At 57.4% G+C, this 24,328-nt stretch carries 19 protein-coding genes; 9 read left to right on the top strand and 10 right to left on the bottom strand.

What is annotated here, in order from left to right; all coding sequences use genetic code 11:
* Position 1 precedes the first annotated feature (1 nt).
* The 6 genes from GS612_RS00845 to GS612_RS00820 all read left to right on the top strand — a co-directional run bounded on the left by GS612_RS00845 (position 2) and on the right by GS612_RS00820 (position 8,311).
* Complete coding sequence (locus GS612_RS00845; RefSeq protein ID WP_171638767.1) at positions 2 to 1,648, top strand: amino acid ABC transporter permease; 1,647 nt, start codon at positions 2 to 4, stop codon at positions 1,646 to 1,648.
* Complete coding sequence (locus GS612_RS00840; RefSeq protein ID WP_171638766.1) at positions 1,645 to 3,609, top strand: beta-galactosidase; 1,965 nt, start codon at positions 1,645 to 1,647, stop codon at positions 3,607 to 3,609. Before GS612_RS00845 ends, GS612_RS00840 begins: the two co-directional genes overlap by 4 nt.
* A 147-nt stretch (positions 3,610 to 3,756) precedes the next feature.
* The gene (locus GS612_RS00835) at positions 3,757 to 4,881 is read left to right on the top strand and encodes an extracellular solute-binding protein (RefSeq protein ID WP_152460253.1); all 1,125 of its coding nucleotides are present in this window, start codon (positions 3,757 to 3,759) and stop codon (positions 4,879 to 4,881) included.
* Between the two features lie 116 nt (positions 4,882 to 4,997).
* Entirely contained in the window at positions 4,998 to 6,110 is a 1,113-nt protein-coding gene (locus GS612_RS00830; protein WP_171638765.1) for an ABC transporter ATP-binding protein, read from the top strand.
* 12 nt (positions 6,111 to 6,122) lie between these two features.
* Positions 6,123 to 7,043, top strand: coding sequence for an ABC transporter permease (locus GS612_RS00825; RefSeq protein ID WP_171119259.1), 921 nt, complete (start codon positions 6,123 to 6,125; stop codon positions 7,041 to 7,043).
* Positions 7,040 to 8,311, top strand: coding sequence for an ABC transporter permease (locus tag GS612_RS00820; protein ID WP_171638764.1), 1,272 nt, complete (start codon positions 7,040 to 7,042; stop codon positions 8,309 to 8,311). The genes GS612_RS00825 and GS612_RS00820 overlap by 4 nt, the downstream gene beginning before the upstream one ends.
* A gap of 40 nt (positions 8,312 to 8,351) precedes the next feature.
* Here GS612_RS00820 and GS612_RS00815 read toward each other — a convergent pair whose 3' ends face one another.
* From GS612_RS00815 to GS612_RS00770, 10 genes are all read right to left on the bottom strand, one after another.
* Positions 8,352 to 10,268 carry a beta-galactosidase gene (locus GS612_RS00815; protein WP_171638763.1) on the bottom strand — a complete coding sequence of 639 codons (1,917 nt, stop codon included), beginning with the start codon at positions 10,266 to 10,268 and terminating at the stop codon, positions 8,352 to 8,354.
* A complete protein-coding gene (locus GS612_RS00810) occupies positions 10,265 to 11,125 on the bottom strand; it encodes an SMP-30/gluconolactonase/LRE family protein (RefSeq protein ID WP_171638762.1) in 861 nt (286 codons plus the stop codon). The genes GS612_RS00815 and GS612_RS00810 overlap by 4 nt, the downstream gene beginning before the upstream one ends.
* Positions 11,122 to 11,727 carry a 2-dehydro-3-deoxy-6-phosphogalactonate aldolase gene (locus GS612_RS00805; protein WP_171638761.1) on the bottom strand — a complete coding sequence of 202 codons (606 nt, stop codon included), beginning with the start codon at positions 11,725 to 11,727 and terminating at the stop codon, positions 11,122 to 11,124. The genes GS612_RS00810 and GS612_RS00805 overlap by 4 nt, the downstream gene beginning before the upstream one ends.
* Positions 11,724 to 12,617, bottom strand: a complete 894-nt coding sequence (locus tag GS612_RS00800; RefSeq protein WP_171638760.1) for a 2-dehydro-3-deoxygalactonokinase — start codon at positions 12,615 to 12,617, stop codon at positions 11,724 to 11,726. Before GS612_RS00800 ends, GS612_RS00805 begins: the two co-directional genes overlap by 4 nt.
* A gap of 4 nt (positions 12,618 to 12,621) precedes the next feature.
* On the bottom strand, positions 12,622 to 13,386 hold the full coding sequence (locus tag GS612_RS00795) for an SDR family NAD(P)-dependent oxidoreductase (RefSeq protein ID WP_171638759.1): 765 nt from the start codon (positions 13,384 to 13,386) through the stop codon (positions 12,622 to 12,624).
* On the bottom strand, positions 13,386 to 15,092 hold the full coding sequence (locus tag GS612_RS00790; protein ID WP_171638758.1) for an IlvD/Edd family dehydratase: 1,707 nt from the start codon (positions 15,090 to 15,092) through the stop codon (positions 13,386 to 13,388). Before GS612_RS00790 ends, GS612_RS00795 begins: the two co-directional genes overlap by 1 nt.
* A gap of 58 nt (positions 15,093 to 15,150) precedes the next feature.
* The gene (locus GS612_RS00785; protein ID WP_171638757.1) at positions 15,151 to 16,491 is read right to left on the bottom strand and encodes an alpha-glucosidase/alpha-galactosidase; all 1,341 of its coding nucleotides are present in this window, start codon (positions 16,489 to 16,491) and stop codon (positions 15,151 to 15,153) included.
* A complete protein-coding gene (locus tag GS612_RS00780; protein ID WP_152460264.1) occupies positions 16,488 to 17,336 on the bottom strand; it encodes a carbohydrate ABC transporter permease in 849 nt (282 codons plus the stop codon). The genes GS612_RS00785 and GS612_RS00780 overlap by 4 nt, the downstream gene beginning before the upstream one ends.
* 1 nt (position 17,337) lies before the next feature.
* The gene (locus GS612_RS00775; protein ID WP_171119269.1) at positions 17,338 to 18,264 is read right to left on the bottom strand and encodes a carbohydrate ABC transporter permease; all 927 of its coding nucleotides are present in this window, start codon (positions 18,262 to 18,264) and stop codon (positions 17,338 to 17,340) included.
* Positions 18,265 to 18,356: 92 nt separating this feature from the next.
* The gene (locus GS612_RS00770) at positions 18,357 to 19,616 is read right to left on the bottom strand and encodes an ABC transporter substrate-binding protein (protein ID WP_171638756.1); all 1,260 of its coding nucleotides are present in this window, start codon (positions 19,614 to 19,616) and stop codon (positions 18,357 to 18,359) included.
* A 141-nt stretch (positions 19,617 to 19,757) separates the two neighbouring features.
* Here GS612_RS00770 and GS612_RS00765 point away from each other — a divergent pair, with 141 nt between their 5' ends.
* From GS612_RS00765 to GS612_RS00755, 3 genes are all read left to right on the top strand, one after another.
* Positions 19,758 to 20,564: an IclR family transcriptional regulator gene (locus tag GS612_RS00765; protein WP_152460267.1), complete on the top strand. Its 807-nt coding sequence runs from the start codon at positions 19,758 to 19,760 to the stop codon at positions 20,562 to 20,564.
* The gene (locus GS612_RS00760) at positions 20,561 to 21,619 is read left to right on the top strand and encodes an ABC transporter ATP-binding protein (RefSeq protein ID WP_171364331.1); all 1,059 of its coding nucleotides are present in this window, start codon (positions 20,561 to 20,563) and stop codon (positions 21,617 to 21,619) included. Before GS612_RS00765 ends, GS612_RS00760 begins: the two co-directional genes overlap by 4 nt.
* Before the next feature lie 318 nt (positions 21,620 to 21,937).
* Entirely contained in the window at positions 21,938 to 24,151 is a 2,214-nt protein-coding gene (locus GS612_RS00755; RefSeq protein WP_171638755.1) for an NADP-dependent isocitrate dehydrogenase, read from the top strand.
* Positions 24,152 to 24,328: the final 177 nt, after the last annotated feature.

Here is a 24,328-nt window from a genome sequence, read left to right as displayed (position 1 = left end):
CATGTCGCGTTTCAGCACGATCCGCCCGAGCAATCTTGTATTGCTCGCAGCCGCTCCCTTCATCATCTATCTGTTTGCCACGTCCTCGAAGTATCTGCGATCTCTGATTGCAATTCTGGGGGTCGGCAACAATGCAGGGCCGATTTTCGTCGGCTTTCTGCTGATCGTCTCGGTTGCAATCCTTGGATATCTCTGCGCCCGGTATGCACGTTTTACCAATCACGCCCCCGGCTGGTTGCGGGTTTCGGCCCTTGCGGCGCTGCCCGCGTCAATTGCGCTTTTGGTCATAAGCTTTTTAACTCCACAGCTTTTGATGCCCTTCGCGGAATCCGTTTTCTTTCATGCGCTCAGCGAGAACACATCAACCCTGATCGACCGGTCCAGTCAGACGTGGGTGTTGTATCCCGAAGTCGTGACCCAGATTCAAACAGGACTGCAAGTTCTTCTGGCCGCATACACAGCTGTTGTCGCCTTGAGCCTGCTGTCCGCAGGGTTGCAACCCCCTTGGCGCGGGCGCGTTCTTTTGGGGCTGGAATGCCTTACAGGTGCGGTTTTGTTCTATCTGATGTTCATGGCCCACTGGCAGTTCGCGACGGGCGTTGCCATTACGTTCCGCGCAGCCATCTTCGCCTATATCTTCTCGGCCATTCTGGGCCTGATCTGGGTGGGGCTGCAATCGTTCAAACCACGGGCGCGCACCACGATCCTGTATGGTTCCATCAGCCTGTCATTGCTTGCGATATCAGCCTTTTTCTTCGTGCAGCCGCAGGTCAGTTACGTTCTGGTCGGAAGCACCGAAGGGCGCATCGCCATTGTGCGCGGCACGCCACAGGCGCAGGCTGAAATCATCCGGTTTGGAGAGTTCGACGGTGCCGGCGAACAACAATACCGCATACGCAGCGCCACTGATGCAGCGGCCGCCCTGGAGCAGATTGAAACCGTAGACAGCGTTTCCGGAGCGTTTGTTCCCGTGGACGTTCATTCACAAGGCTATCCGGTTCTGTGGCAGACCAGTTTCTTGCCTGACAAATACCGGAATCCCGCTCTGGCTTTTGCTGTTTTCGGCTTTCTGCTGCTGACGCTGACCATTGGCGGCGCACAGCACAAGCTGCATCCCTTGGCCGTCGGGGCTGAATTTTTCGTGGACACGATACGCGGCATTCCGATGTTGGTGATCATTCTTTACATCGGCCTGCCCTTGGCGGGCGCGGTCAAGGATGCCACGGGAGGCGGCATTGACATGACCAACATGACACGCGGGATCATCGCGATTTCGGTCGGGTATTCGGCCTATATGGCCGAAATCTTCCGATCTGGGATCGAGGCCATCCCGAAAGGGCAGCTGGAAGCAGGCAGTTCGCTGGGCTTGTCGCGCTGGCAGACGGCGCGGCTGATCGTTCTGCCACAAGCCCTGCGGATCGTCACCCCGCCATTGGGCAACGAATTTATCGCGATGATCAAGGATACCTCGTTGCTGTCCATCCTGTCCGTCCGCGACATGACCCAAAGGATGCGAGAGTTTCAGGCAGCAAGCTTTCTGCCCTTTGCGCCGTTCAATACGGCAGCAATTCTGTACGTGGTCCTCACCCTCGGTTGCGCAAGCTTCCTGAAATGGATCGAACGGCGCACGGCAAAGGACAACCGATGAGCAAACTGGAGCTTGGGGTTTGCTACTACCCCGAACAATGGGACCCGTCCCAGTGGCGCAGTGACGCCGCGCGGATGGCCGGGATGGGTTTGGATTGGGTTCGGATCGCCGAGTTCACCTGGGGTCTGATTGAACCGGAACGCGGGCGGTTTCACTGGGACTGGTTGGATGACGTCATCGAGATTCTGGGGCGGGCCGGTCTGCGGATTATGATGTCGACTCCAACGGCTGCGCCACCCAAGTGGCTGATTGATGAGCACCCCGAAATTCTGCCGGTTGGCCCGGACGGCCGGGTCAGGGGTTATGGTTCCCGCAGACATTATTGTTTTTCCAGTGACGTGTACCTGGCCGAGGCGCAAAGGATCGCCACGGAATATGCCGCCAGGTATGGCCAGAACCCTCATGTCCATGCCTGGCAGATCGACAATGAGTACAATGACCACGACACCGTTCTCAGCTATTCCGATGCCGCACGGGCGGGATTTCGGCGATGGCTGGCAAAACGATACGGTACAATTGACGCATTGAACGAGGCCTGGGGGACCGTGTTCTGGGGGAGCCTCTATTCCGGCTTTGACCAGATTGAACTGCCCAATGGTTTGGTTGCTACACCCAACCCCGCCCATGCCCTTGATTTCAGGCGCTATTCTTCGGACCGGGTGCGGTTGTTCAACAAGACACAGGTGGACGTGCTGCGCGAACATGCGCCGGGTCGAGATATCACGCACAACTTCATGGCCGGTAGTTTCGAATTTGATCACCACGCAGTGGCCGCCGATCTGGATATCGTCGGCTTTGACAGCTACCCGCTGGGTAATCTGATGGGCTCAACCCTGTCAGAGAAGGAAAAGCGCCGTTATCTGCGAACCGGCGCGCCTGATTATCAGGGGTTTCATTGCGACTTGTATCGCAGTCAGGGGCGGGGGCGGGTATGGGTGTTGGAACAGCAGCCGGGGCCGGTGGACTGGGCGGCACAAAACCCTTCCCCAGCCGAAGGGATGGTTCGGCTTTGGACCTGGGCCGCATATGCACACGGCGCGCAAGCTGTGATGTTTTTTCGATGGCGCCAGGCAAAGTTCGCGCAGGAACAATACCATACAGCCTTGCTGCGCTCGGATGACAGTCTGGATCAAGCCGCGCTCGAACTGGCTCAGATTGTGAAGGATCGCGAAAACCTGCCGTCAACGACGCGCGTTAAAGCCTCGGTGGCGATGATGCTGGATTACGCTTCGATCTGGGCGGCCGATATTCTGCCGCATGATGATGACTTCCCCAATTCCCATATCTTCCGCGAATGGTACACCGCCTTGCGCTGTCTGGGGGTGGACATTGATTTTGTGGGTCCCGAGGATGGTTTGGAAGGTTACGCACTGATCGTGCTGCCGCAAAGCATGATCGTGACCCCGGATCTGGCCGCAAGACTTGAGGTTTCGGGGGCAAAGCTTTTGATTGGTGCCCGATCCGGCAGCACGACAGCTCAAATGCAGACCCCTTCGAATCTGGCGCCGGGTGCGTTGGCGGATCTGACCGGCGTCCGTATCGCCCGTGTCGAATCGCTGCCGGATATTGCAAGGGAATCCGTGCAGTTGCAGAACGGTCAGCTTTTTGACTTTGCTGGTTGGCGCGAAATCGTCGAGACCGAGGCAAATGTCCTGGCGCGCTTCAAAAGTGCCTATTGCGACGCCAGCCCAGCGGTCGTCCGGTCGGATCGTGCGACATATCTGGCCATGGTACCCGGCGGTGCGCTCGTGCACGAGATTATGCGCGCTGTCTTGGAATGGGCAGGGCTGAAGCCTCTGGACTGCGATCCAGACCTACGCGTAACCCGACTCGGTACGTTGCATTTTGCTTTCAATTTTGGTGACATGTCCAAACCCCTGCCTAGTGGTGGATCACGACGAATTTTGATCGGCTCGGATCCGGTTGGCGCGCGCGATTTTACCGTATGGCAGGTAAACTAACGCTCTGAAATTCAACCGAAACGTGTCAAGAACAAAAACTGGACATAAGAATTCCGTAAACTGTCACTTTTGGACTGACGAACGGGCACAGAAAGTCCTATGAATAAAAATACAAAAACAAACTCATCCAACAATGGGAGATCACCTATGGCTAAACATTCTTCATTTTCGAGACGCTCTGTGTTGAAAGGCGCAGGTGCCGCGGCACTTGCGGCACCCCTTTACAGCAAGAGCGCTCTGGCTTCGTCGGGCGAAATCAACATTCTGATGTGGTCGGACTACCTGCCGCCCAGCTTCATCGAAGAGTTTGAGACGCTTACTGGAATCAAGGTGAACTATACCGGTATCGGCTCGAACGAAGAGATCATCAACAAGATGAAGGCCACCAAGGGCCAGGGTTTTGATATCGTTTCACCGACCAACAACCGGTCGTTGCAGTGGGAACCGCTGGAGCTGCTCCAGCCTTTCGACATGAACAAGGTTCCGATCGATCTGGTGAACCCTGCCATGGCCAAGATTGGTACTGATGCGTGGAACTTTGGCGATTCAGGTGCGCACTGGCTGCCGCATATCTGGGGTACAGAAGGTATCGCTTACCGTACTGACCTGTGGCTGCCGGATGGTGATGCGCCGTCCTATGGCGACGTGTGGTCGGAAGCGAACGCTGGGAAAACCATGGGCCGCGCGCATTCCATGATGCTGGGTGCCGGCCTTTACATGGAACGCGCTGGCGAGATGGAGCCGGGTTCGGTCTGGGCGGCATATGGTGATGAAGACACCATGCGCAAGGTTTGGGGCCAGATCACCGACTGGTGCGTTGCACGCAAGGACCGCATCAAATTGATCTGGAACGACGCCGACACACAGAAGAACGGTCTTCTGAACGAAGGCGTTATTGTTGGCCAAACTTGGGACGGCCCACCCCTTGCACTGAAATCCGCAGGCGAGCCAGTACACTATCAGGCGCCTGTCGAAGGTGCTATGGCTTGGGTGGATGGTATGTCCATGCCGACTGGTGCCGCGAATATCGATCAGGTTTACGCTTTCATCGACTTTGCCTATCAGGCCAAGCCGGCCGGTGTTGCGATTGACAGCCACGGCTACAACTCGCCGGTATTGGGAGCCGACCAGTATTCCGGCGACACCTACAAGAAGAACTTTGCCGAGGCCTATCCGGGTGACTCGCTGGCCAATCTCAATCCGTGGCCGGCAGAAGCGCCGTGGTATGCTGAAACCCGGACCGAGTTCGTCAACAAGTTCAAGAGCGCTTAAGCGTTCCGAACCTTCGCCCTCCGCATCCTGCGGGGGGCACCCATCTGCGCGCCGTCCCGGCGTGGCGGACAGTAATACTGTGTGGTGACAACACGCACCTCAGGGAGAAACCAAAAATGAGTGCAGGGGTCGGAGTCGATCTGGAAAACCTGTGGATCCGTTTCGGCGACTTCGTCGCCGTGCGCGATGCAAACGTCAACATCAACGGGGGCGATTTCTTTTCTTTCCTCGGGCCATCGGGCTGCGGAAAAACAACTATTCTGAGGGCAGTGTCCGGCTTTCTTGAACCAAGCGAAGGCAACGTCCTCATTGGTGGCAACAATATGCGTGGCATCGGGCCCAACAAGCGTCCGACGGCGCTGATCTTTCAGAACCTCGCATTGTTCCCGCTGATGAAGGTCTGGGAAAACATCACGTTTTCTATGGAAATCAAAGGGGCCAGTGCTGCCGAACGCCGCAGGCGCGCCGATGAGCTTCTGGACATGATTGCGTTACCGGGGCAGGGGGACAAGCTGCCAAGCGAATTGTCAGGCGGTCAACGTCAGCGTGTTGCGATTGCCCGGGCACTGTGCGCCGAACCGGACGTGCTGTTGCTGGACGAGCCCCTTTCGGCACTTGACCTGAAGCTGCGCCAGCACATGCGGACCGAGTTGCGTGAAATTCAGCAGCGCGTGGGCATTACCTTCATCTACATCACGCACGACCAGGGCGAAGCGCTGACCATGTCGGACAATATCGCCGTCATGCGTGCCGGTGTGATTGATCAAATCGCCGACGGGAAGACGATTTACAACGATCCCAACACGGCTTTTGCGGCTTCATTCGTCGGCGAAAACAATGTGTTCCGCGGTAAAATCAAGCAAGTGATGGGCCAGGAAGCTTTGATCGCGACCAACCGTTCTGGTGATCTGGTCGCAAGGATTTCGACGGCCAATCAGGGCAAGATGAAAGAAGGTGATGACGCGATGATGTTCATCCGTCCCGAGGCCTTTGCAATTGCCCCCGATGGCGCAACGGGCGATCACTTCGTCACTGCCCGGGTCAATCATGAAGAGTTCGAGGGCAACGTCTTCAACATCTTCACAGAAGGTGAAGGCGGAAAAGAAATCAAGGTCTCGATCCCCAACCATGGGCAGTCTTTCGAGGACCACACCGGACAGAACATCACGCTGGAATACGAGACGCATAACGCGGTCATCGTTCCCGCCGGTGAACTGGCAGCGGAATAGGGGGACGATCTCATGCCCCGATTTCTGAAAGAATTCTTCAATCGCAACGGCACCGGTATGGGCTTGGCGATCCTTGGTCTGGTTCTGTTCTGGACCATCGGCCTTATCATCCTGCCGCAGCTGTCGATGCTGGATTTCTCGTTCCGTCCAAACCTCCCGCCTCCAGAGATCGGCGGGCCGAAGGACGTCTATACGCTGGAGAACTACAAGTACCTGATATACGGCCCTGAAGGCGGCAGTCAGGATTACAACACGGTTGACCTGCGGGTGTTCTTCCGCACCCTCGTGGCGGCTGTTTGCGTCACGATTTTCAACCTGATCATCTGCTATCCGATCGCCTACTATCTGGGGCAGTCCGAAGGCAGCCATATCCGCATCTTCGCGATCATGCTGATCATTCCTTACTGGATCAACGAAATCCTGCGCGCCTTTGCGTTGCGCATTATCTTCGGTGAAACCGGTGTTCTGAACACGCTGTTCGTGGGGCTGGGGGTCTGGGATACGCCGTTCGACTTCATCCGGAACGATATCGCGCTCTATGCCGGGCTGGGCTATGCCTATATTCTGCTGATGATCTTCCCAATGTATAACGTCATAGAAAGCCTAGACAAAAATCAGATCGAAGCCGCGCGCGACCTTGGTGCGCCGTGGTGGCGGATACATTGGCGTGTGGTCATTCCATATGCCAAGCCAGGGATCAGCTCGGGCTGTACGATGGTGTTCATGCTGTCTGCGGGCGCGCTGGCGGCACCGCAGATCCTGGGCGGGCCGTCGTCGCTGTGGTTCACTCAGCTGATCTATCAGCAGTTCAACGATAACAACGACTGGCCGCAAGGGGCTGCTTACGCGATCGTCCTGCTGGTGACCTGTATCCTGTTCGTGCTGGCCATGATGCGCCTGTTCAAAGTGAACATGGGGGATATCGGGAAATGAACAATTCCTTTCTCCGCATAAGCATCTGGGTCTATCTGGCGATCTTCTTCCTGTATCTGCTGGGCCCGCTTGTGATCATGTCGATCACCGCGTTCAACTCGTCCGGCTTCCCACGGATGAGCCCGTGGGAATGTCTGACCTTCCAGTGGTTTGGCGAGCTGTTTCAGGATCAGCGCATCCTGAACGGCATCAAGAACTCACTGATCATCGGGATCGGCACGGTCATCCTGTCAGTGGCCATGGGTCTGGCAGGTGCACTGATGCTGACCCAGATCTGGCCAAAGCTGCGGGCGACTTACTATACGATCATTATCGCTCCGATCCTGATCCCGGGTGTTGTTCTGGGTATCTCGACGCTGGTGTTCTGGGATCGTATCAACCGGATGCTGGGGCTGGGGGCGGACAGCTTCCTGTCAAATGGCATTTTTCTGACGGTGATCGGCCAATCAACCTTTATCGCCAGCTACTGCATGCTGGTGTTGGTGGCACGCTTGCAGCGCTACGACGTTGCCTTGACCGAGGCTGCGCTGGACCTTGGTGCCAGCCACGCACAGGCCTTCCGCAAGATCCTGTTGCCGTTCATGCGCCCGGCGATTGCATCGGCAGCGGTGTTGGCGTTCCTCGCATCGTTCGAAAACTACAACACCACCACCTTCACCTTCGGTGAATACCCGACGTTGACGATCGAGCTGGCCCAAAAGGTCCGTTATGGCATCACACCCGCTATCTCGGCGCTGGCCTTCATCATCGTGGCGCTCACGGTGTTCTTCGCCCTGCTGAACGAAGCCAAGCTGAAACGTCAGGAACTGGTGGCAACAGCGCGCAAGAACGCGACGGTTGAGGAGCTGGCCGGCAAGATCAAACTGCCCAGCTTCTTTTCCGGCAACATGGCAGCGGTTCTGTTGGTTGTATTCGCCGTCGCAACGATCACAGTTGTAGGCACTGCGGCCACCTACAATCCGGCGCAGTGTATTGCCGATGTCCGCGAGCAGAAGAAGCTGGAAGCGGAACAGCGTATTCAAGAGTTGCGCAAACAGCGTGAAGAACGCCGCAAGCAACGCGAAGCTGAAGAAGCGGAACAGGGCGGTGTTCAAACCACCCCGAAACCGTCGAACAACAGCGGCTTTGGCAATGTTTTTGCACCGAACTCTTTAGGGGGTGACGAAAACGAAGGCGCAGATGGTGGGTCTGACTCCGAAAGCGCTCCGTCCAACAACAGTGGTTTCGGCGGGGTGTTTGACCCCAATAGCCTGCAAAGCGACGAATAGCGGCGCAGCTTCGTAACCTCGGCACCCGCCCGGACTGACCTCAGGTCGGTTCGGGCGGATTGCGTTTCAGGATTTTGACGTTACAACCTTCGACGGTGAGCCCGTTCCAATCCACCGGCCCCGCGTTGTAGTTGATCAGGAAGTCATGATTGGCGGTCTCGCGCAGTCGCAGGCCTTGCGGCATCCGGCGCAATGTCAATTCGGCTTCTTCCGCCGCCATGGCTATCACGCGGTCCCAAAGGTCTGCATCGGGAAAGCCTGCCAAGTACCAGATTCCGTCCCCTGCCTTGAGAGCAGCTGTTCCGTCTTCGAAACTCAGCAGGTCTTTGGCCGTTCCTGACAATCGGTCGATCCAATGCCGCGCCGCGCCGCCACCCTTGACCGTGCGTTCTACCGTGGGCGGCAGTGTTTCGACCAGATCAACATCGCAATCGATCCTGCTCAGACCGGGTCTGCCCTTTTCAGGAATTTGAAAATCGCGGGTGATCGCGCCGCTGCGCGGTCCCAGAATGGCAAGATCGCATCTTTCTGCCAGGCGTTGTTCCAAATCAGGATCCGTTGTGGCCAAACCGAGGGCAAAGATCACCGAGTAATCGGCAGGAATGTCCTTTGCCGAAACAAAGTCTACCGACAGACCGGCCCGTCGCAGCGCGCGATAAGCCGAAAAAACCAATCGGAAATAGTCAAATCCCGCGCCTTGTGGTTGTGTGGTCCACGCCCAGTCCGAGGCGTAATCAAACAGAATGGCCACTTTGGCCTGTATCTGTTGCACCGCACCCAACGTGTTCAGGTCATCTGCGGTCTGGCGGGCTTCTGCCAGTGCAGCAGCAGGTTGATTGTTCGACGTCAGCAAGCCCGCATGCATTTGCTCTTGCGCAAACGGGGCTTGCCGCCATCGAAAATAACTCACCACCTCGGCACCATGAGCAACGGCCTCCAATGACCAAAGCCGCACCATTCCGGGCAGCGGCGCCGGATTATACGGTGCCCAATTCACCGGGCCGGGTTGTTGCTCCATCACCCACCAACGGCCGCGCCCGACCGCCCTGTAGAGATCATGGTGAAACGCCTGCATGTCCGGATCGCCCTGTTGCAAAAAGGCGGTCTTGTGCGCGTCGTCGGCGTCCAGCCGGTCCGACAGAAAACCGATCGGATAACTGTCCCAGGTGGCGATATCCAGATCCGCGCCAACCTTGAAATGGTCGAAGTCCAGAATACGGCCCATGTAATTGTGCAAAAGCGGCGCGTCGGTCAACGGGCGCAGCGTATCCACCTGTGCTTTGTTGAAGGCCGCGACCTGATCCGAACTGAAGCGCCGGAATGCCAGCACATGAGCCGGGTTCGGCTCGGTCACGGTTTGATTGGGCAGGTCGATTTCGCTGAAGTTGCTATATTCCATCGACCAGAACACATTGCCCCACGCCTGGTTCAGCGTCTCAATTGTTCCATACCGTTCGACCAGCCAATGGCGAAACGCCTGTTGGGCAGCAGCGCTGTAGCTGAGAGTGGTGTCGTGACACCCATATTCATTGTCAATTTGCCACGCGACCACATGCGGGTTCTTACCGTACCGTTCACCCAATATCCGAGCGATGCGGGTAGATTCGTCGATATAGCCTTGATGGCTAAAGCAGTAATGCCGCCGGGATCCGAACTTGCGCGGGTTGCCGTTTTCATCGGCGGCCAGCATGTCCGGGTGTTTGTCCAATATCCAGCGCGGCGGCGTTGCTGTTGGCGTGCCCAGCACGACCTTCAACCCGGCTGCTCCGAGTGTCTCAATCGCGCGATCCAGCCATTCGAATTGCAATACGCCGGATTGCGGCTCGATGCGGCTCCACGCGAATTCGCCAATGCGCACCCATGCCAGGCCTGTTTCGACCATTTGCGCGGCATCGTCGGCCCACATCGCCTCTGGCCAATGTTCAGGATAATAACAAACGCCCAGTTCCGGCTTCATAAGATGACCTTGTGTTCTGCCTGACCCTGACCTGCATTTCGCGCGGCAAAGGTCATGCCGTTGGTCGGTTGGCTGTCTATTGTTTCTGCGCTCAATCCCTGACGGGCCGTTGTGCAGAAAAGCGTATTCAGTTCATCGCCCCCGAAAGCGGGACATGACGTATGGGATGCGTCAAATGCAACGGCCTTCAGAAACATGCCGTCGGCCGTGTATGCCGCAATCCGGCTGGCACCCCATTGTGCAATCCAGATATTCCCCTGGGCATCGATGACCGCACCATCCGGGTTCAGACCTTCTTTGCGCAAATCCAGGAAAACTGCGCTGTCGCCTTCCGGCCACCCGGTTTCGGCGTTCAGACGCCAGCGCCTGACTTGTTTCGTTGCGGTGTCGCAGAAATAGGCCACCGAACGATCGGGGGCAAAACAGATCGCGTTTGAGATTGTCACATCCGGAACCAATCGTCTCAACTCACCTTTCCAGAAGCGATAGATTGATCCGGCGCCGGGTTCCGCTTGCTTGCCCATCGTGCCGACCCAAAACCCACCCCACGGATCGGCGCGGCCATCGTTGGAACGGGTGACGGGGTTTTCGGCTTCCAGAGGCGTGATCAAGTTCCGCTTTCCGGATTGCAAATCGAAACGCCACAGCCCCGTTTCCGACGCCAAAAGAAGCGTATCGCGATCCACCCAGCCCGCGGCCGAAACATGTTCATCGAAGCTCCAGCTTTTGGGCGCTTCCCGCTCGCGGGTCATCAGACGTTTGCCGATGATATCGAACCAGAAAAGCTGACGCCTTTCAGGATGCCACAACGGGCCTTCGCCCAACTCGCAGGGGCGGTCGTCAAAGATGGTGCTCATCCGGCGGCCTCGTCATAGGCCGTAACGATATGCCGGGCGCGCTCGGCGATTTCGGCGACATCCATTCCGGGTTTGAAAAGTGCAGAGCCTATCCCAAAGCCATCTGCGCCCGCTTTGATCCATTGCCCGAAATTGTCGGGTCCGGCACCGCCAACGGCAAAAACAAGCGAGCCTATGGGCAAAACCGGACGTAAGGCGGCCAAACCCGCCGGACCAGCCATCACCCCCGGGAACAGCTTCAACCCGGTGGCCCCGGCCTTGAGGGCCGCAAAGGCTTCGGTTGGGGTGTAAACCCCCGGCCAGCTTTGCAGGCCCAACGCGACGGAACGCTTGATGACCTCGGCGTCATAGTTGGGCGATACGATCAACTTGCCTCCGGCGGTCGACACAGCGTCCACTTGATCGACTGTCAAAACCGTGCCCGCGCCGATCAGGGCCTGATTTCCAAACGCATCAACCAAAGTGCTGATACTGTCGAGCGGGTCCGGAGAATTGAGCGGCACTTCGATCCGGTCGATGCCAGCATCGATAATGGCGCGGCCAACGGCTTTGGCTTCGTGCGGTTGCAAGCCACGCAATATGGCGATGATGGGACGGCTCATGCGGTTTGCCTTGTCATGTTTCGGGCCAGCGCAAGCCCGGCCAGAGTTGCCTCGGTGGCGTTTGCGGTTTCCACGAATGCGCCTTGCCGATGCAGGGCTGTTGCATATGTCTGCGACACGCCTTCTGCTCCGATAATGGCCAGTTGCTGCCCCAGCCAATAGGGCCGTGTCGCGGCCAGTTCGGCCCCGATCAACATTCCGGAAAGGCACGCACGCGCGGTGGATTTGGCCTGACCTTGCAGCAAGTCCGCCGCTCGCAAGTTGAAAAGACGCGCAGCCAATTGTTCGGGCTTTGACAACGTATCCGCAACCGCCTCGGCGAAGGCGTCTTCGTCCCAGCCCGGGCCTACAGAGTGCCGCAGCACGGACTGACCACATAGCAGGTCGAACAACTCACCCGTCATGAAGGTACGAAAGCTTATAACCTCGCCAGCGCTTACCTGAACCCATTTCGTGTGGGTTCCGGGCAGGCAGATGACGCCGTCCCAATTCTGGCGCGTGCCCAGAAATCCGGCAATCTGGGTTTCCTCACCCCGCATCACATCCGGCGGAGTTGTCTGTTTCAGACCGGGTATGACAAAGGCCCGAATGCGCGGGTCTGATCCGGGTACGCGGATCGGGACATCCGGCAAGGGGTCCGAGGGCACGGTCGAATAAGGGGCTTCCACCCAGCCCTGTCGTGCGCCGACCATTCCGCAAGCGACCACATCTACTGGCGCGCCGGGCAACCAGTTTTCGATCAAATCCAGCAGGGCGGCTTGAAACCCGTCAGGCCCTACATGCGCCATGCCCTTGTCGGATTGCGCATGGTCCAGCGCAGTCGAACCCTGCATGGCCCAGGCCCGTAAATGAGATGTTCCCCAGTCGACGGCGATCCATTCAGTATTCATAACATCACCCCGAAACCACAACGCCGCCATCAACAGCCATACATTGCCCGGTCATCGCATGGCTGGCCCTGGACGCCAGAAAAAGTGTTGGTGCTATCATATCCTCGGGCTTCAGGTGCTCTTTCAGACATTGCCGGTCCAAATGGGCCGCCAGATCCTCGGGCGTGGCCCATTTATCCAACTGTTTTTGCGTCAGAACCCAGCCGGGGGCCAGAGCGTTTACGCGGATTTTCCTCGGCCCAAGTTCTCGTGCCAATGACCGTGTCATCCCCGTGATCCCGGCATTCGAGGTCGTATAGATCGGATAGCCAGCATTGCCCATCATGTAACTGATCGAGCTGAAATTGATGATTGCCCCGCCATCTTTCATTTGCCGGGCGGCTTCCTGACACGCGAAATAATAGGCTTTCAGGTTCACCTCGATCATCCAGTCCCAGAATTCCGTCTTGGTTTCCTCGAGCGTATGACGTTGGTCGTTGGCTGCATTGTTTACCAAGACGTTCAAAGGGCCATGAGCCTCGGCAGCTTTGGCCATCGTCGCGTGCAGCAGTTCGGTATCCGTCATGTCGCCTTGCAGGAACAGCGGCGCGCGGCCGTGCTTGTCGCGCATCTCTTCGACAAACGCACTGGCATCCGACCGACCAATGAAGGCCACATTGGATCCCTGTGCCATGAACCCATCTGTCAGCGCCGCACCAACGCCCGAGCCCCCGCCGGTGATATAGACGGAGGCCCCGTTCAGATCGTGGAATGTAGCTGGTTGGGTCATCAGTGGCTCTCTCTGGTCACGAGGCGGGTGTCTTTGCCAACAAGAAAATCCAGATCCGCCCCCTGATCCGCTTGCAGTACGTGGTCGATGTAAAGTTTTGCATATCCGCGTGTGTAGTGCGGATCATCCGGTTGCCACGCGGCGCGGCGGGCGTTCAGTTCGTTTTCGTCCACAAGCAGTTCCAGTTCGCCGCTGCTGGCTGAAACACGGATGCGGTCTCCGGTTTTGACCAGCGCCAGCGTGCCACCCGCCTGTGCTTCGGGGCTGACATGCAAAATGACGGTGCCATATGCTGTTCCCGACATGCGGGCATCCGAGATCCGGATCATGTCTCGCACACCCTCTTTCACCAATTTCGCCGGAATTGGCATGTTGCCAACCTCGGGCATGCCCGGATACCCTTTGGGGCCACACCCTTTGAGCACCAGGATGCTCTTGGCCGTGACCGGCAGGTCTTCACGGTCTATATTGGCCTTCAGGTCTTCGATGTTGTCGAACACAAAAGCCTCGCCCTCGGTTTCAAGAAGCGCGTCAGTGGCCGCCGAAGGCTTGACGATTGCTCCATTCGGCGCAAGGTTGCCGCGCAGAACACGCAGGCCCGCTGCGGGCTTTACAGGATCATCGAAGGGACGGATGACGTCGGTGTTGAAACACTCGGCCCCTTCGTAATGTGCCGAGATATCCTTGTTCAGAACCGTCTTTGCCGGGCGCAGGAACGATTTGAGTTCATTCAGTACAACCGGCATGCCGCCTGCGTAGCAGAAGTCTTCCATCAGGTATTTGCCCGACGGCATGCAGTTGACCAGAAGCGGTATTTCGGATCCGATTTCAAAGTCTTTCAAGGTCAGGTCAACCCCGACACGTCCCGCCAGCGCCAGCAGGTGAACCACCGCATTGGTCGAGCCTCCTACGGCGGCATTGGCGAGGATGGCGTTCTCAAACGCCTCTTTGGTCAGGATGTCCGAGGGCTTGAGGTCTTCTTCCACCATCTCGACGATGCGCCTGCCTGTCATGTGCGCCAGCGTCATGCGGCGGGCGTCGACCGCCGGAAGCGCGGCATTGGTGGGCAGGCTCATGCCCATCGCCTCGACCAGCGACGCCATGGTGGACGCGGTGCCCATGGTCATGCAGACCCCGGCGCTGCGCGACATGCCGGATTCGGCGTTCATGAAGTCCTGCAAGGTCATTTCGCCGGCCCGAACCGCTTCGGAAAATTTCCAGACATCGGTGCCGGATCCGATATCCTGCCCGCGATATTTACCGTTCAGCATCGGGCCGGAACTGACGACGATCGAAGGCAGATCGACTGACGCGGCCCCCATCAACTGACCCGGCGTGGTCTTGTCGCAGCCGCCCAACAGAACGACCCCGTCAATACCATAGGCGCGGATCGATTCTTCGACATCCATGGCCAGCAGGTTGCGGAACAGCATCGCGGTGGGTTTCATCTGGGTTTCACCCAGCGACATGACGGGGAATTCTACCGGAAAGCCGCCCGCCTCCCACACGCCGCGTTTTACGCCCTCGGCCAGATCGCGCAGGCCCGAGTTGCAGGGGGTCAGTTCCGACCAGGTGTTGCAGATGCCAATTATGGGTCGCCCGTCGAAAGCGTGGTCGGGAAAGCCCTGGTTTTTCATCCACGACCGGTGGATGAAGCCGTCCTTGTCGAGTTTTCCATACCAATGCTGTGAGCGGCGTTTTGTCATTTCTGGCTTTGTTTTTCTTGGCGGAAGTTGGATCTGAGTATTTGTGAAAAGATGAAGATCAGGCGGCGCGGGCCGGCCGGCACCAGTCGGGCAGCCAATCGTTGTGGGCCGTCAGCAGATCCGTGACAAGGTTGCGGATCTGGCGCAGGTCCAGTTCGGCGGCGGTGTGCGGATCCATCATCGCGGCGTGATAGATATATTCGGGGTTCTGTTCTGTCAGGGCCCGAACAGTCAGTTCCTGTACATTGATCTGGGTGCGCATCAGGGCAATCAACTGCGGCGGGATGTCGGTCACGACAGAAGGCTGTACGCCGTTGCTGTCGACCAGGCAGGGGGTTTCGACCGCCGCGCCCATGGGAAGTTGCGGGATCTGGCCGGTATTGGGCAGGTTGCCATAGGCCATGTAAGGCGTGTTCGTAACGATCGCGTTCATCAGGTCGGCGGCGAATTCGTGGCTGCGCGTGACATCGATATTGCGCCCGTCGGTCAGGGTCTTGGCCTGTTCCTTCCACATCTCGACCTGCTCGACGCAGCGGGTGGGGTATTCGTCCAGCGGGATGGAAAATTCCTCGATCAGGTCCTGTCGCCCTTCCTTGATGAACCACGGCACGTATTCGGCCAGGTGTTCCGAGCTTTCCGTGCAGAAATAGCCCAGGTGATCCATCACCTCGTAGCGCACCTTGTTGGGGCAGCGCGGCATCAGCAGCGGCGCCTTCGGGAATTTCCCCGTGTGATAGCCCTGGCGCAGTGCCGGATACAGGTCGCGGCCCTGATGTTCCAGTTTCAGAAAGAATGCGACGTGATTGACGCCGGCGACTTTGTAGCGGAACTCTGCATTTGGCAGATCCAGATCATGGGCCAGTTCCTCGACCGTATTTTGAACCGAGTGGCAAAGGCCTACATGTTTCAGGGTCGGGAAGCGTTCGGCCAGTGCCCAGGTGTTGATGGCCATCGGATTTACGTATTGCAGCAATGTCGCGTTCGGGCAGAGTTGCATCATGTCCCCTGCGACATCCCAAAGCACCGGAACCGTGCGCAGGCCTCGCATGATCCCTCCGACGCCCAGTGTATCAGCGATGGTTTGACGCAAGCCATACTGCTTGGGGATCTCGAAATCGGTGATCGTGCAGGGATTGTATCCCCCCACCTGAAACGCGGTGATGACGAAATCGGCCCCGTCCAGCGCCGCGCGGCGGTCGGTATGGGTCGAGACGGTCGCCCCGGCCCCGACCGAGCGGATCATGGAGCGCGCAACGGTTTCGCTTTCCGCAAGGCGCTGGGGGTCGATATCCATAAGCGCAAAGTGACTGTCGGCCAGCGCAGGGGTCAACAGAGCATCCCCAACGATGTTCTGCATGAATATTGTGGACCCGGCACCGATAAAGGTAATTTTGGTCATTTCACAGCTCCGAGGGTCAAACCCGCAATGAAGTGTTTCTGCATCAGGAAGAACATGGCCACCGGTGGCAGAGCCGCCACGATGGAGCCCGCGCTCATCAATTGATAAGCGGCGCGGAATTGTGCGTTGAAACTGGTGATTCCGGCAGTTACGGGCTGGCTTTCCGCGCCTTGCGTCAGGACGACGGCCCAGAAATAGTCGTTCCAGATGAATGTGAAGATCAGCACGCTGAGCGCGGCGATCGCGGGCTTCATCAGCGGCAGGACCACGTACCAGAAGATGCGCCATTCGCTGATGCCCTCGACCCGTGCGGCCTCGATCAGTTCAAAGGGCAGGGCGCGGATGAAGTTGCGCATGAACAGGGTGCAGAACCCGGTCTGGAACGCAATGTGGAACAGGACCAGCCCGGTCTTGGTGTTGTAGAGCCCAAGTTGCAGGGTCAGATCCCGAACCGGCACCATCAGGATCTGGAAGGGCACGAAGTTCCCGGCCACGAACATGAAAAATATCCAGAGGTTCGACTTGAACTTGTAGATGCCAAGCGCGAAGCCGGTCATGCAACTGAGGGCCACCGCTCCGATCACGGTAGGGACGGTGATCATAAATGAATTCAGCAGGTATCGCGGCATGTCCGAATTGAAGAACACCTGACCATAGTTGAAGGCGCCCTCAAAGCTGGACGGCATTCCCCAGTAATTCGCGTTGGTGAAGTCAGCAGCTGGTTTTACCGAGAAAAGAGCAACCGCCAGCAGGGGCCCCAGCCAAAACAGAAGGGCCAATGGAAGCATGGCTTGATACGTGATCTGCGCCGCGCGGGGTTGTTTTTCGATGGGTTTGGGAAACATCTTAGCGCCCCTTCTCTTCACGGTACATCGACCACAGGAAGTAGGCGATGAAGCACAACATGATCAGGAAAAGGATCACGGCGATGGCTGCGCCATAACCCATGCGGAAGCCATATTCGGACAGGGCGACCTCGAACATGTAATAGGCCAGCACGCGGGAGGATCCGAAAGGTCCGCCTTGTGTCATGATTGAGATCAGGTCGAAAGACCGTAATGCGCCGATGATCGTCACGACAAACGCGATAAAGGTTGCGGGCCGCAATTGTGGAATGATGATGTGCCAAAGCATCTTCCAACCCTTGGCCCCGTCCAGGCGTCCTGCTTCGATCTGTTCCGGGTCTACAGCGTTCAGGCCGGTAAGGTACAGGATCATGCAATAGGCGGTTTGTGGCCAGAGGCCGGCGAAGATGATGCCATAGGTCACGAAACGCTCATCGCCCAACACGTTTACCGGGCCGAGGCCGAAGAAGCCGAGGAATTCGTTCAGCAACCCGAAGGTCGGATCGTAGAACCAGGTGAACACCAGCCCCACCACGACCTGAGAAATCACGAAAGGAAAGAAAAACAGGGACTTATACAGGCGGATGCCCCAAACGGTCTGATTCAGGAACAGGGCGATGAACAAACCTGCCGGAATCGCAGCCAGGTAAAGGATCAGCCAGATCAGGTTGTTTTTCATCGAGATGTAGAAAGCATCCCGATCCACCCACTCCCAATAGAGGTCTTCGTAGTTACGAAAGCCAACGTATTCGGCAGCGCCCAGGCCGTCCCACTCGTAAAGAGACAGATTAAAGGACTGGAATACCGGGATAATCACATAGACCAAAAAGAACAGCATCCCGGGGGCCAGAAACAGCCAGGGTGCGATGCGTTGTTGGTTGCGATGGAACCAGCTTTCCTGTTCTGAGGCGTCGGCAGCAACTGTCATGGGAAACTCGGGTCTGTTGGAGCAAGGCGGGTCGGAACCCGCCCTACGATTCAAAGGAGCGTGGGCCGGGCTTTGGCCCGACCCTGGACTGGTCAGTTATCGTAAATACGCGCGCGCGCGCGTTCGAGCTTGGCCAGTATCCGGTCCAAGTTGTCGGGTTTGACCATGAATTCCTGGAAACCTTCCATGGACACTTTGGCCATTTCCGCAGGCGCGTCGCGGTCCCAGAACTGGGCTACCCCACCGGGGCTGTTGGACGAAAGCATTTCAAAGCCCTGTTGCAGGAACTTGTCGTCATCCACAGTTGATTGCGCGTTGACCGGCAATTGGCCGAGATTCGCGCCGTTGTTGATTTCGGTCTGTTCGTCAGCAGAGACCACGAAACGCAGGAATTCGCGCGCAGCTTCCTTGTTCGAAGCATTGGCCGGGATGTGGAACGTGTCGGTCGGGGCGTCTTCGGCCAGCTCAACATCGGGATTGATCGCGACGAACTGGTAGAAATCCAGCTGGTCATCTGTCAGGCCCGCATCGCGCAACGGTGCCACTGCGAAGTTGCCCATCAGATAGGCTGCTGCCTCACCATTGACCATGAAGGGCAGGGCTTCCTGCCAGCTATACGTCTGGTGATTGTCGATGAAGGCGCCCATGTCGATCAACTGTTTCCAGTTGGCGAAAGTCTGTTTTACCCGATCATCTTCCCAGCTGACTTCGCCGTTGGCGAGTTGCTGGTGGAAGTCGAAACCATTGGTCCGCATGTTCAGATAATCAAACCAGCCACCGGCGGTCCAAAGGAACTTGGTGCCAATGGTATAGCAGGCGCGTCCAGAATCGACGATTTTCTGGCAGTTGGACAGTTCTTCTTCCCAAGTGGTCGGCTCGCTCAGGCCTAGCTCGTCAAAGATGTCTTTGCGGTAGTAAACACCCCACTGATAGTAGGTATAGGGTACGCCCCATTGCTTGCCGTCGATTGTCAACGCGCCCTTGGTCGAAGCGAGGTTTTCGGCGATCTCGGGCTCGGCCCATAAATCTGAAACATCCTCGAACAGACCCGCCTCGACATATGGTTTCATACGGTTGGCCGCGTACCACGTGGCCACATCCGGTGTGTCAGCTGTCAGGAAATTTCGAATCTGCGTCTTGTACGCCTCGCGGTCGATAACGGTTGTTTCGATTTCCAACCCCGGATGCTGTGCCCCAAAACGCTCGATCATCGCCTCCATCGTCGCGCGTGGCGCCGGGTTCGATGTGTCCAGAAAAATCCGCAGATCTCCGGTGAGTTCCGCAGCAGCTGGCGTCGCCATCGCGACACCAAGCGCCAGCGCAGCCGTCGTGCGCTTGAAAGTTGAATACATGGTTTCCTCCCTGTTGGTCTCCTGCAAAGTTCCAAATAATGAAACCTTGTTTTATATATTGAAAACTACACATCGACTCGGTTACTGTTGTCAAGACCCTCGTGAGGATGGCGAGGGATAATCGGAGGAGAATGATGGCCCGTGTCAGGTGACGGAACTATAGGCAAAGCATGTGATGTGCTGGATCATGTAGCGTCGTTCGAGCGCCCAGTTCGATTCGCTGAACTTTTGGAAAACAGCGATTTTCCAAAGGCGACCCTGTACCGATTTCTGCAATCCCTGACCAACCAGGGAATGCTGTCTTATGACCGCGACAGGCAGACCTATGCGCCCGGGATGCGGTTGGTTCGGTTGGCCCATGCGGCATGGACGCAAAGCTCATTGGCCCCGATAGCGCGGCCTTTTCTGGATGCCCTCAGCCAAGAAACCGGTGAAACCGTGCATCTGGCGCAGCTTGATTCCAGTCAGGTTCTTTACGTCGACAAACGCAACGCCGCACAACCGATCGAGATGTACTCTCAGGCTGGAAAAGTTGGCCCGGCCTACTGCACGGGGGTCGGCAAGGCGATGCTGGCCTTCTTGGACGAAGATGCGCTGAACAAGGCGGTGTCGCAGCAAAGCTATCACCGCTTCACCGACAAAACTCTGACATCCGAAAAGATGTTGCGGGCTGATCTTGACAGAATTCGCAGCCGGGGATTTGCCGTCGATGATGAAGAGCACGAGCCTGGCATCATATGCATCGCCTGCCCAGTTCTGACGTCGAACGGTCGGATGCTTGGGGCGATTTCGATAACCGGGTCCACCGAACGAATGGATTTCGATCAACTCGAAGCCTGGGTGCCGCGCCTGCGGCGTGTAGCCGAACAAATTGGAACCGAGGCACAAGCCTGGCGGTTTCCCGAAACAGGCCAAAGTTCCAAAAACGACAGGATGCTGATGACATGACAGGTGTAACTCTGAATCGGGCAATCAAACGGTATGGTCAGACACAGGTCATTCATGGGATCGATCTGCAAATCGAAGATGGAGAGTTCTGCGTTTTTGTAGGGCCTTCAGGGTGCGGAAAATCCACGTTGTTGCGGATGATCGCAGGGCTGGAAGAAACCTCGGAAGGTGAGATTCACATCGGATCGCGCGAGGTGACACATATGGACCCGGCCAAGCGCGGCGTGGCGATGGTGTTTCAGACTTATGCGCTCTACCCGCACATGTCAGTGGCGGAAAACATGGGATTTGGCCTGCGCATGAACGGTGTCCCAAAAGCCGAGATCGACCAGAAGGTGCAGGAGGCTTCGAGCATTCTGAAGCTAGATCCTTATCTCAAGCGCAAACCCAAGGCCCTGTCCGGGGGGCAACGGCAAAGGGTCGCGATCGGGCGGGCGATTGTACGCGGGCCCGAGGTTTTTCTGTTCGACGAACCCCTATCCAACCTGGATGCTGAATTGCGTGTCGAGATGCGCGTCGAAATCGCGCGTCTGCATCAGGAAATCGGTGCAACCATGATCTATGTGACCCATGATCAGGTCGAAGCCATGACGATGGCCGACAAGATTGTGGTGCTGCGCGATGGCCGGATCGAACAGGTCGGCGCCCCGATGGATCTGTACCGTGATCCTGACAACCGGTTTGTTGCAGGTTTCATCGGTTCGCCCGCGATGAACTTTCTTGATTGCGAATATACTGACGGCCATGTCACCCATCCCGCTTTGGGCCAGCCATTACCGATCTCGGCAACCGTTCCTGCCGGAACGGACAAGGTGACATTGGGGATGCGCCCTGAACATATTCACATCGACCGGTCAGCGGACACCTGCACCGTGGACCTGACCGAAGCGCTTGGGGGTGTATCCTACTCGTATTTGCTGACGCCAAATGGCGACAAACTGATCGTCGAAGAGCGAGATGACCAGCGCAGCAAAACCGGCGACCGGATTGGCATATCCATTCAACCTGACCGTGCCATGGTATTTGATCCCGAGACAGGGCAGAGATTTCGGTAATCCTTGGCCGCAACCCGAAAAACTTCGTGGGACAAGCCGTACAGTTTCATGGAAAACACTTGGCGTGACCTGAAGGGGAACGCCAGAGACAGGTGGGTGAAACGTTGAGCTGATGACATCAAAAGCCATCCACGCCCAGCCCGTGGCAAAACGCGCGGGCACAGATCATTGATTCCCAGCGCAACGTGATTTAAGGGAGGCCCTGTCAAAACAGAGTCACCCAGGGGCGGTATCGTGATCGCGCCCCTCCCGTGCCACGCTGAAGTGGCTTCAACTCTTGGATCGCACGCCCCGAAAGGCTTAAAAAGGTAAAAGAATATGGCAGATAAATCGAACTTCGACATATTGTATACCATTGTAGACGAAGCGCCCGAACTGGCCAGCGCCTCGTTCCTGCCCATCATTCGCAAGTTCGCTTCGGCTGCTGGCGTCAGCGTGGGCACCAAGGACATTTCACTGGCCGGGCGCATCTTGGCAGCCTTCCCCGAGAACCTGACGGATGAGCAGCGTGTCTCGGACGATCTGGCCGCATTGGGTGAGCTGGTAAAGACCCCGGACGCCAATGTGATCAAGCTGCCGAACATCTCGGCATCGGTTCCGCAACTGGTGGCCGCCATCGAAGAGTTGCAGTCGCAAGGCTATGATATCCCGGCCTATCCCGAAGAACCTTCGACCGACGAAGAAAAGGCGATCCGCGCGCGTTATGATGCCATCAAAGGCTCGGCCGTGAACCCGGTTCTGCGTGAAGGTAACAGTGACCGCCGCGCGGCGCGGGCTGTCAAAAACTATGCCCGCAACAACCCGCATTCCATGGGTGAATGGACCTCGGACAGCAAAACTAAAGTCTCGTCCATGTCGGGCAACGATTTTTACGCCAATGAGAAATCGGCCACCATCACCGCTGCCCAGGCAGGCGATGCAAGGATCGAGTTTGTCGGCAAAGACGGCAGTGTGACTGTCCTGAAGGACGCGTGGCCGCTGGAAGAAGGCACCGTGGCTGATGCGACCTTCATGTCGGTCAAAGCACTGTCATCCTTCCTTGCAGAGGCCATCGAGGACACCAAGAAAGACGGCACAATGTTCTCGTTGCACCTGAAAGCCACGATGATGAAGGTCTCGGACCCGATCATCTTTGGCTATGCGGTCAAGGCCTGGTTGGCGCCGGTTTTCGAAAAATTCGGTGCGGAACTGGATGCGCTGGGTGTGAATCCGAACTCGGGTCTTGGCGACTTGCTTGAGCGGGTACAAAACAATGCCGAGATCGTCGCCGCAATAAACGCGATCAAGGCTGATCGTCCATCCATGTATATGGTGGATAGCGACAAGGGTATCACCAACCTGCATGTTCCTTCCGACGTGATCATTGATGCTTCGATGCCAGCGGTGATCCGTGCGGGCGGCAAGGGTTGGGATGAGACCGGTGCCAAGGGTGACACAAATTGCGTCATCCCCGACCGGTGCTATGCGACTGTTTATGATGAAAGCATCAAGTTCTTCAAAGCCAACGGTGCATTGAATCCGGCCACTGCCGGTGCGGTCGCAAACGTTGGTCTTATGGCGCAGAAAGCCGAGGAATACGGCAGCCACCCGACCACCTTCGAGGCACCCGCCGACGGCACAATGCGCATCGTTCTGGCCAACGGCGAGACCCTGCATTCGCACGACGTCGAAAAGGGTGACATCTGGCGGGCCTGCACCGTCAAGAAGGCGCCGATCGAGAACTGGATCCAACTGGCGATGGACCGTCAGCGCCTGACCGGATCCGAGGCGATCTTCTGGCTGGATGCGAACCGCGCCCATGACGCCGAGCTGATCAAATACGTGGAACCGGCGCTCGAGGCTGCGGGCGTGGCTGACAAGTTCCAGATCATGGCCCCGCGCGAGGCAACCCGCCAGACGCTGGAAACCATCACCGCCGGAAAGGACAGCATCGCCATCACTGGCAACGTGCTGCGTGACTATCTGACAGACCTGTTCCCGATCCTCGAACTGGGCACCTCGGCCAAGATGCTGTCGATCGTCAAGCTTATGAATGGCGGCGGCCTGTTCGAAACCGGGGCAGGGGGCTCAGCACCGAAACACGTGCAGCAACTGGTCGAGGAAAATCACCTGCGCTGGGATTCGATGGGCGAATTCTGCGCGCTTGGGGAATCCCTGAACTTCCTGGCCGACGCCAAAGGAAACGCGAAGGCAGGTGTTCTTGGCGCTGCGGCAGAGGCCGCAACTCAGGGCATTCTGGACAACAACCGGTCGCCAAGTCGAAAAGTCGGGGAACCGGACAACCGCGACAGCCACTACTGGTTCGCGCGCTACTGGGCCGAAGCCTTGGCTGCCCAATCTGACGATGCCGATCTGGCAGCTGAAATGGCACCACTTGCAAAAGCGCTGGCAGACAAAGAAGAGCAGATCTTGGCGGAACTGGCCGCAGTCCAAGGACCGTTGGTGGATTTGGGCGGATACTATCACACTGACCCGGTCAAAACAGCCGCTGTGATGCGCCCCAGCGCTACGCTGAACGCAATCATCGGCTGATCGCCGTCAAACAGGCGGGCGAGTTTCGTCCGACATCAAAACACGAAGGGACCGCCTTTGCGCGGTCCTTTTCATGGAACGCGGGATTGCCAAAAGACCCGCGCCGAAGCTTGCGCCTGACGATCTGTAGCTTGCTGTTGCTGCGCCGCTAAAACCTACCTTGTCAGGGTCTATGAA

It is taken from the genome of Ruegeria sp. HKCCD6157 (genome assembly GCF_013110685.1).
GTDB lineage: Bacteria > Pseudomonadota > Alphaproteobacteria > Rhodobacterales > Rhodobacteraceae > Ruegeria.
The sequence above is the reverse complement of the archived record's forward strand: the minus strand, read 5'-3'. Positions and strand labels throughout refer to the sequence as shown.

Bases quoted from the DNA above. Each gene is read 5' to 3' on its own strand.
- GS612_RS00775 (WP_171119269.1), bottom strand. From the start codon at position 18,264: ATGACAGTTGCTGCCGACGCCTCAGAACAGGAAAGCTGGTTCCATCGC.
- GS612_RS00815 (WP_171638763.1), bottom strand. From the start codon at position 10,268: ATGAAGCCGGAACTGGGCGTTTGTTATTATCCTGAACATTGGCCAGAG.
- GS612_RS00790 (WP_171638758.1), bottom strand. From the start codon at position 15,092: ATGACAAAACGCCGCTCACAGCATTGGTATGGAAAACTCGACAAGGAC.
- GS612_RS00810 (WP_171638762.1), bottom strand. From the start codon at position 11,125: ATGAGCACCATCTTTGACGACCGCCCCTGCGAGTTGGGCGAAGGCCCG.
- GS612_RS00785 (WP_171638757.1), bottom strand. From the start codon at position 16,491: ATGACCAAAATTACCTTTATCGGTGCCGGGTCCACAATATTCATGCAG.
- GS612_RS00800 (WP_171638760.1), bottom strand. From the start codon at position 12,617: ATGAATACTGAATGGATCGCCGTCGACTGGGGAACATCTCATTTACGG.
- GS612_RS00835 (WP_152460253.1), top strand. From the start codon at position 3,757: ATGGCTAAACATTCTTCATTTTCGAGACGCTCTGTGTTGAAAGGCGCA.
- GS612_RS00820 (WP_171638764.1), top strand. From the start codon at position 7,040: ATGAACAATTCCTTTCTCCGCATAAGCATCTGGGTCTATCTGGCGATC.
- GS612_RS00840 (WP_171638766.1), top strand. From the start codon at position 1,645: ATGAGCAAACTGGAGCTTGGGGTTTGCTACTACCCCGAACAATGGGAC.
- GS612_RS00780 (WP_152460264.1), bottom strand. From the start codon at position 17,336: ATGTTTCCCAAACCCATCGAAAAACAACCCCGCGCGGCGCAGATCACG.
- GS612_RS00795 (WP_171638759.1), bottom strand. From the start codon at position 13,386: ATGACCCAACCAGCTACATTCCACGATCTGAACGGGGCCTCCGTCTAT.
- GS612_RS00805 (WP_171638761.1), bottom strand. From the start codon at position 11,727: ATGAGCCGTCCCATCATCGCCATATTGCGTGGCTTGCAACCGCACGAA.
- GS612_RS00830 (WP_171638765.1), top strand. From the start codon at position 4,998: ATGAGTGCAGGGGTCGGAGTCGATCTGGAAAACCTGTGGATCCGTTTC.
- GS612_RS00760 (WP_171364331.1), top strand. From the start codon at position 20,561: ATGACAGGTGTAACTCTGAATCGGGCAATCAAACGGTATGGTCAGACA.
- GS612_RS00845 (WP_171638767.1), top strand. From the start codon at position 2: ATGTCGCGTTTCAGCACGATCCGCCCGAGCAATCTTGTATTGCTCGCA.
- GS612_RS00755 (WP_171638755.1), top strand. From the start codon at position 21,938: ATGGCAGATAAATCGAACTTCGACATATTGTATACCATTGTAGACGAA.
- GS612_RS00770 (WP_171638756.1), bottom strand. From the start codon at position 19,616: ATGTATTCAACTTTCAAGCGCACGACGGCTGCGCTGGCGCTTGGTGTC.
- GS612_RS00825 (WP_171119259.1), top strand. From the start codon at position 6,123: ATGCCCCGATTTCTGAAAGAATTCTTCAATCGCAACGGCACCGGTATG.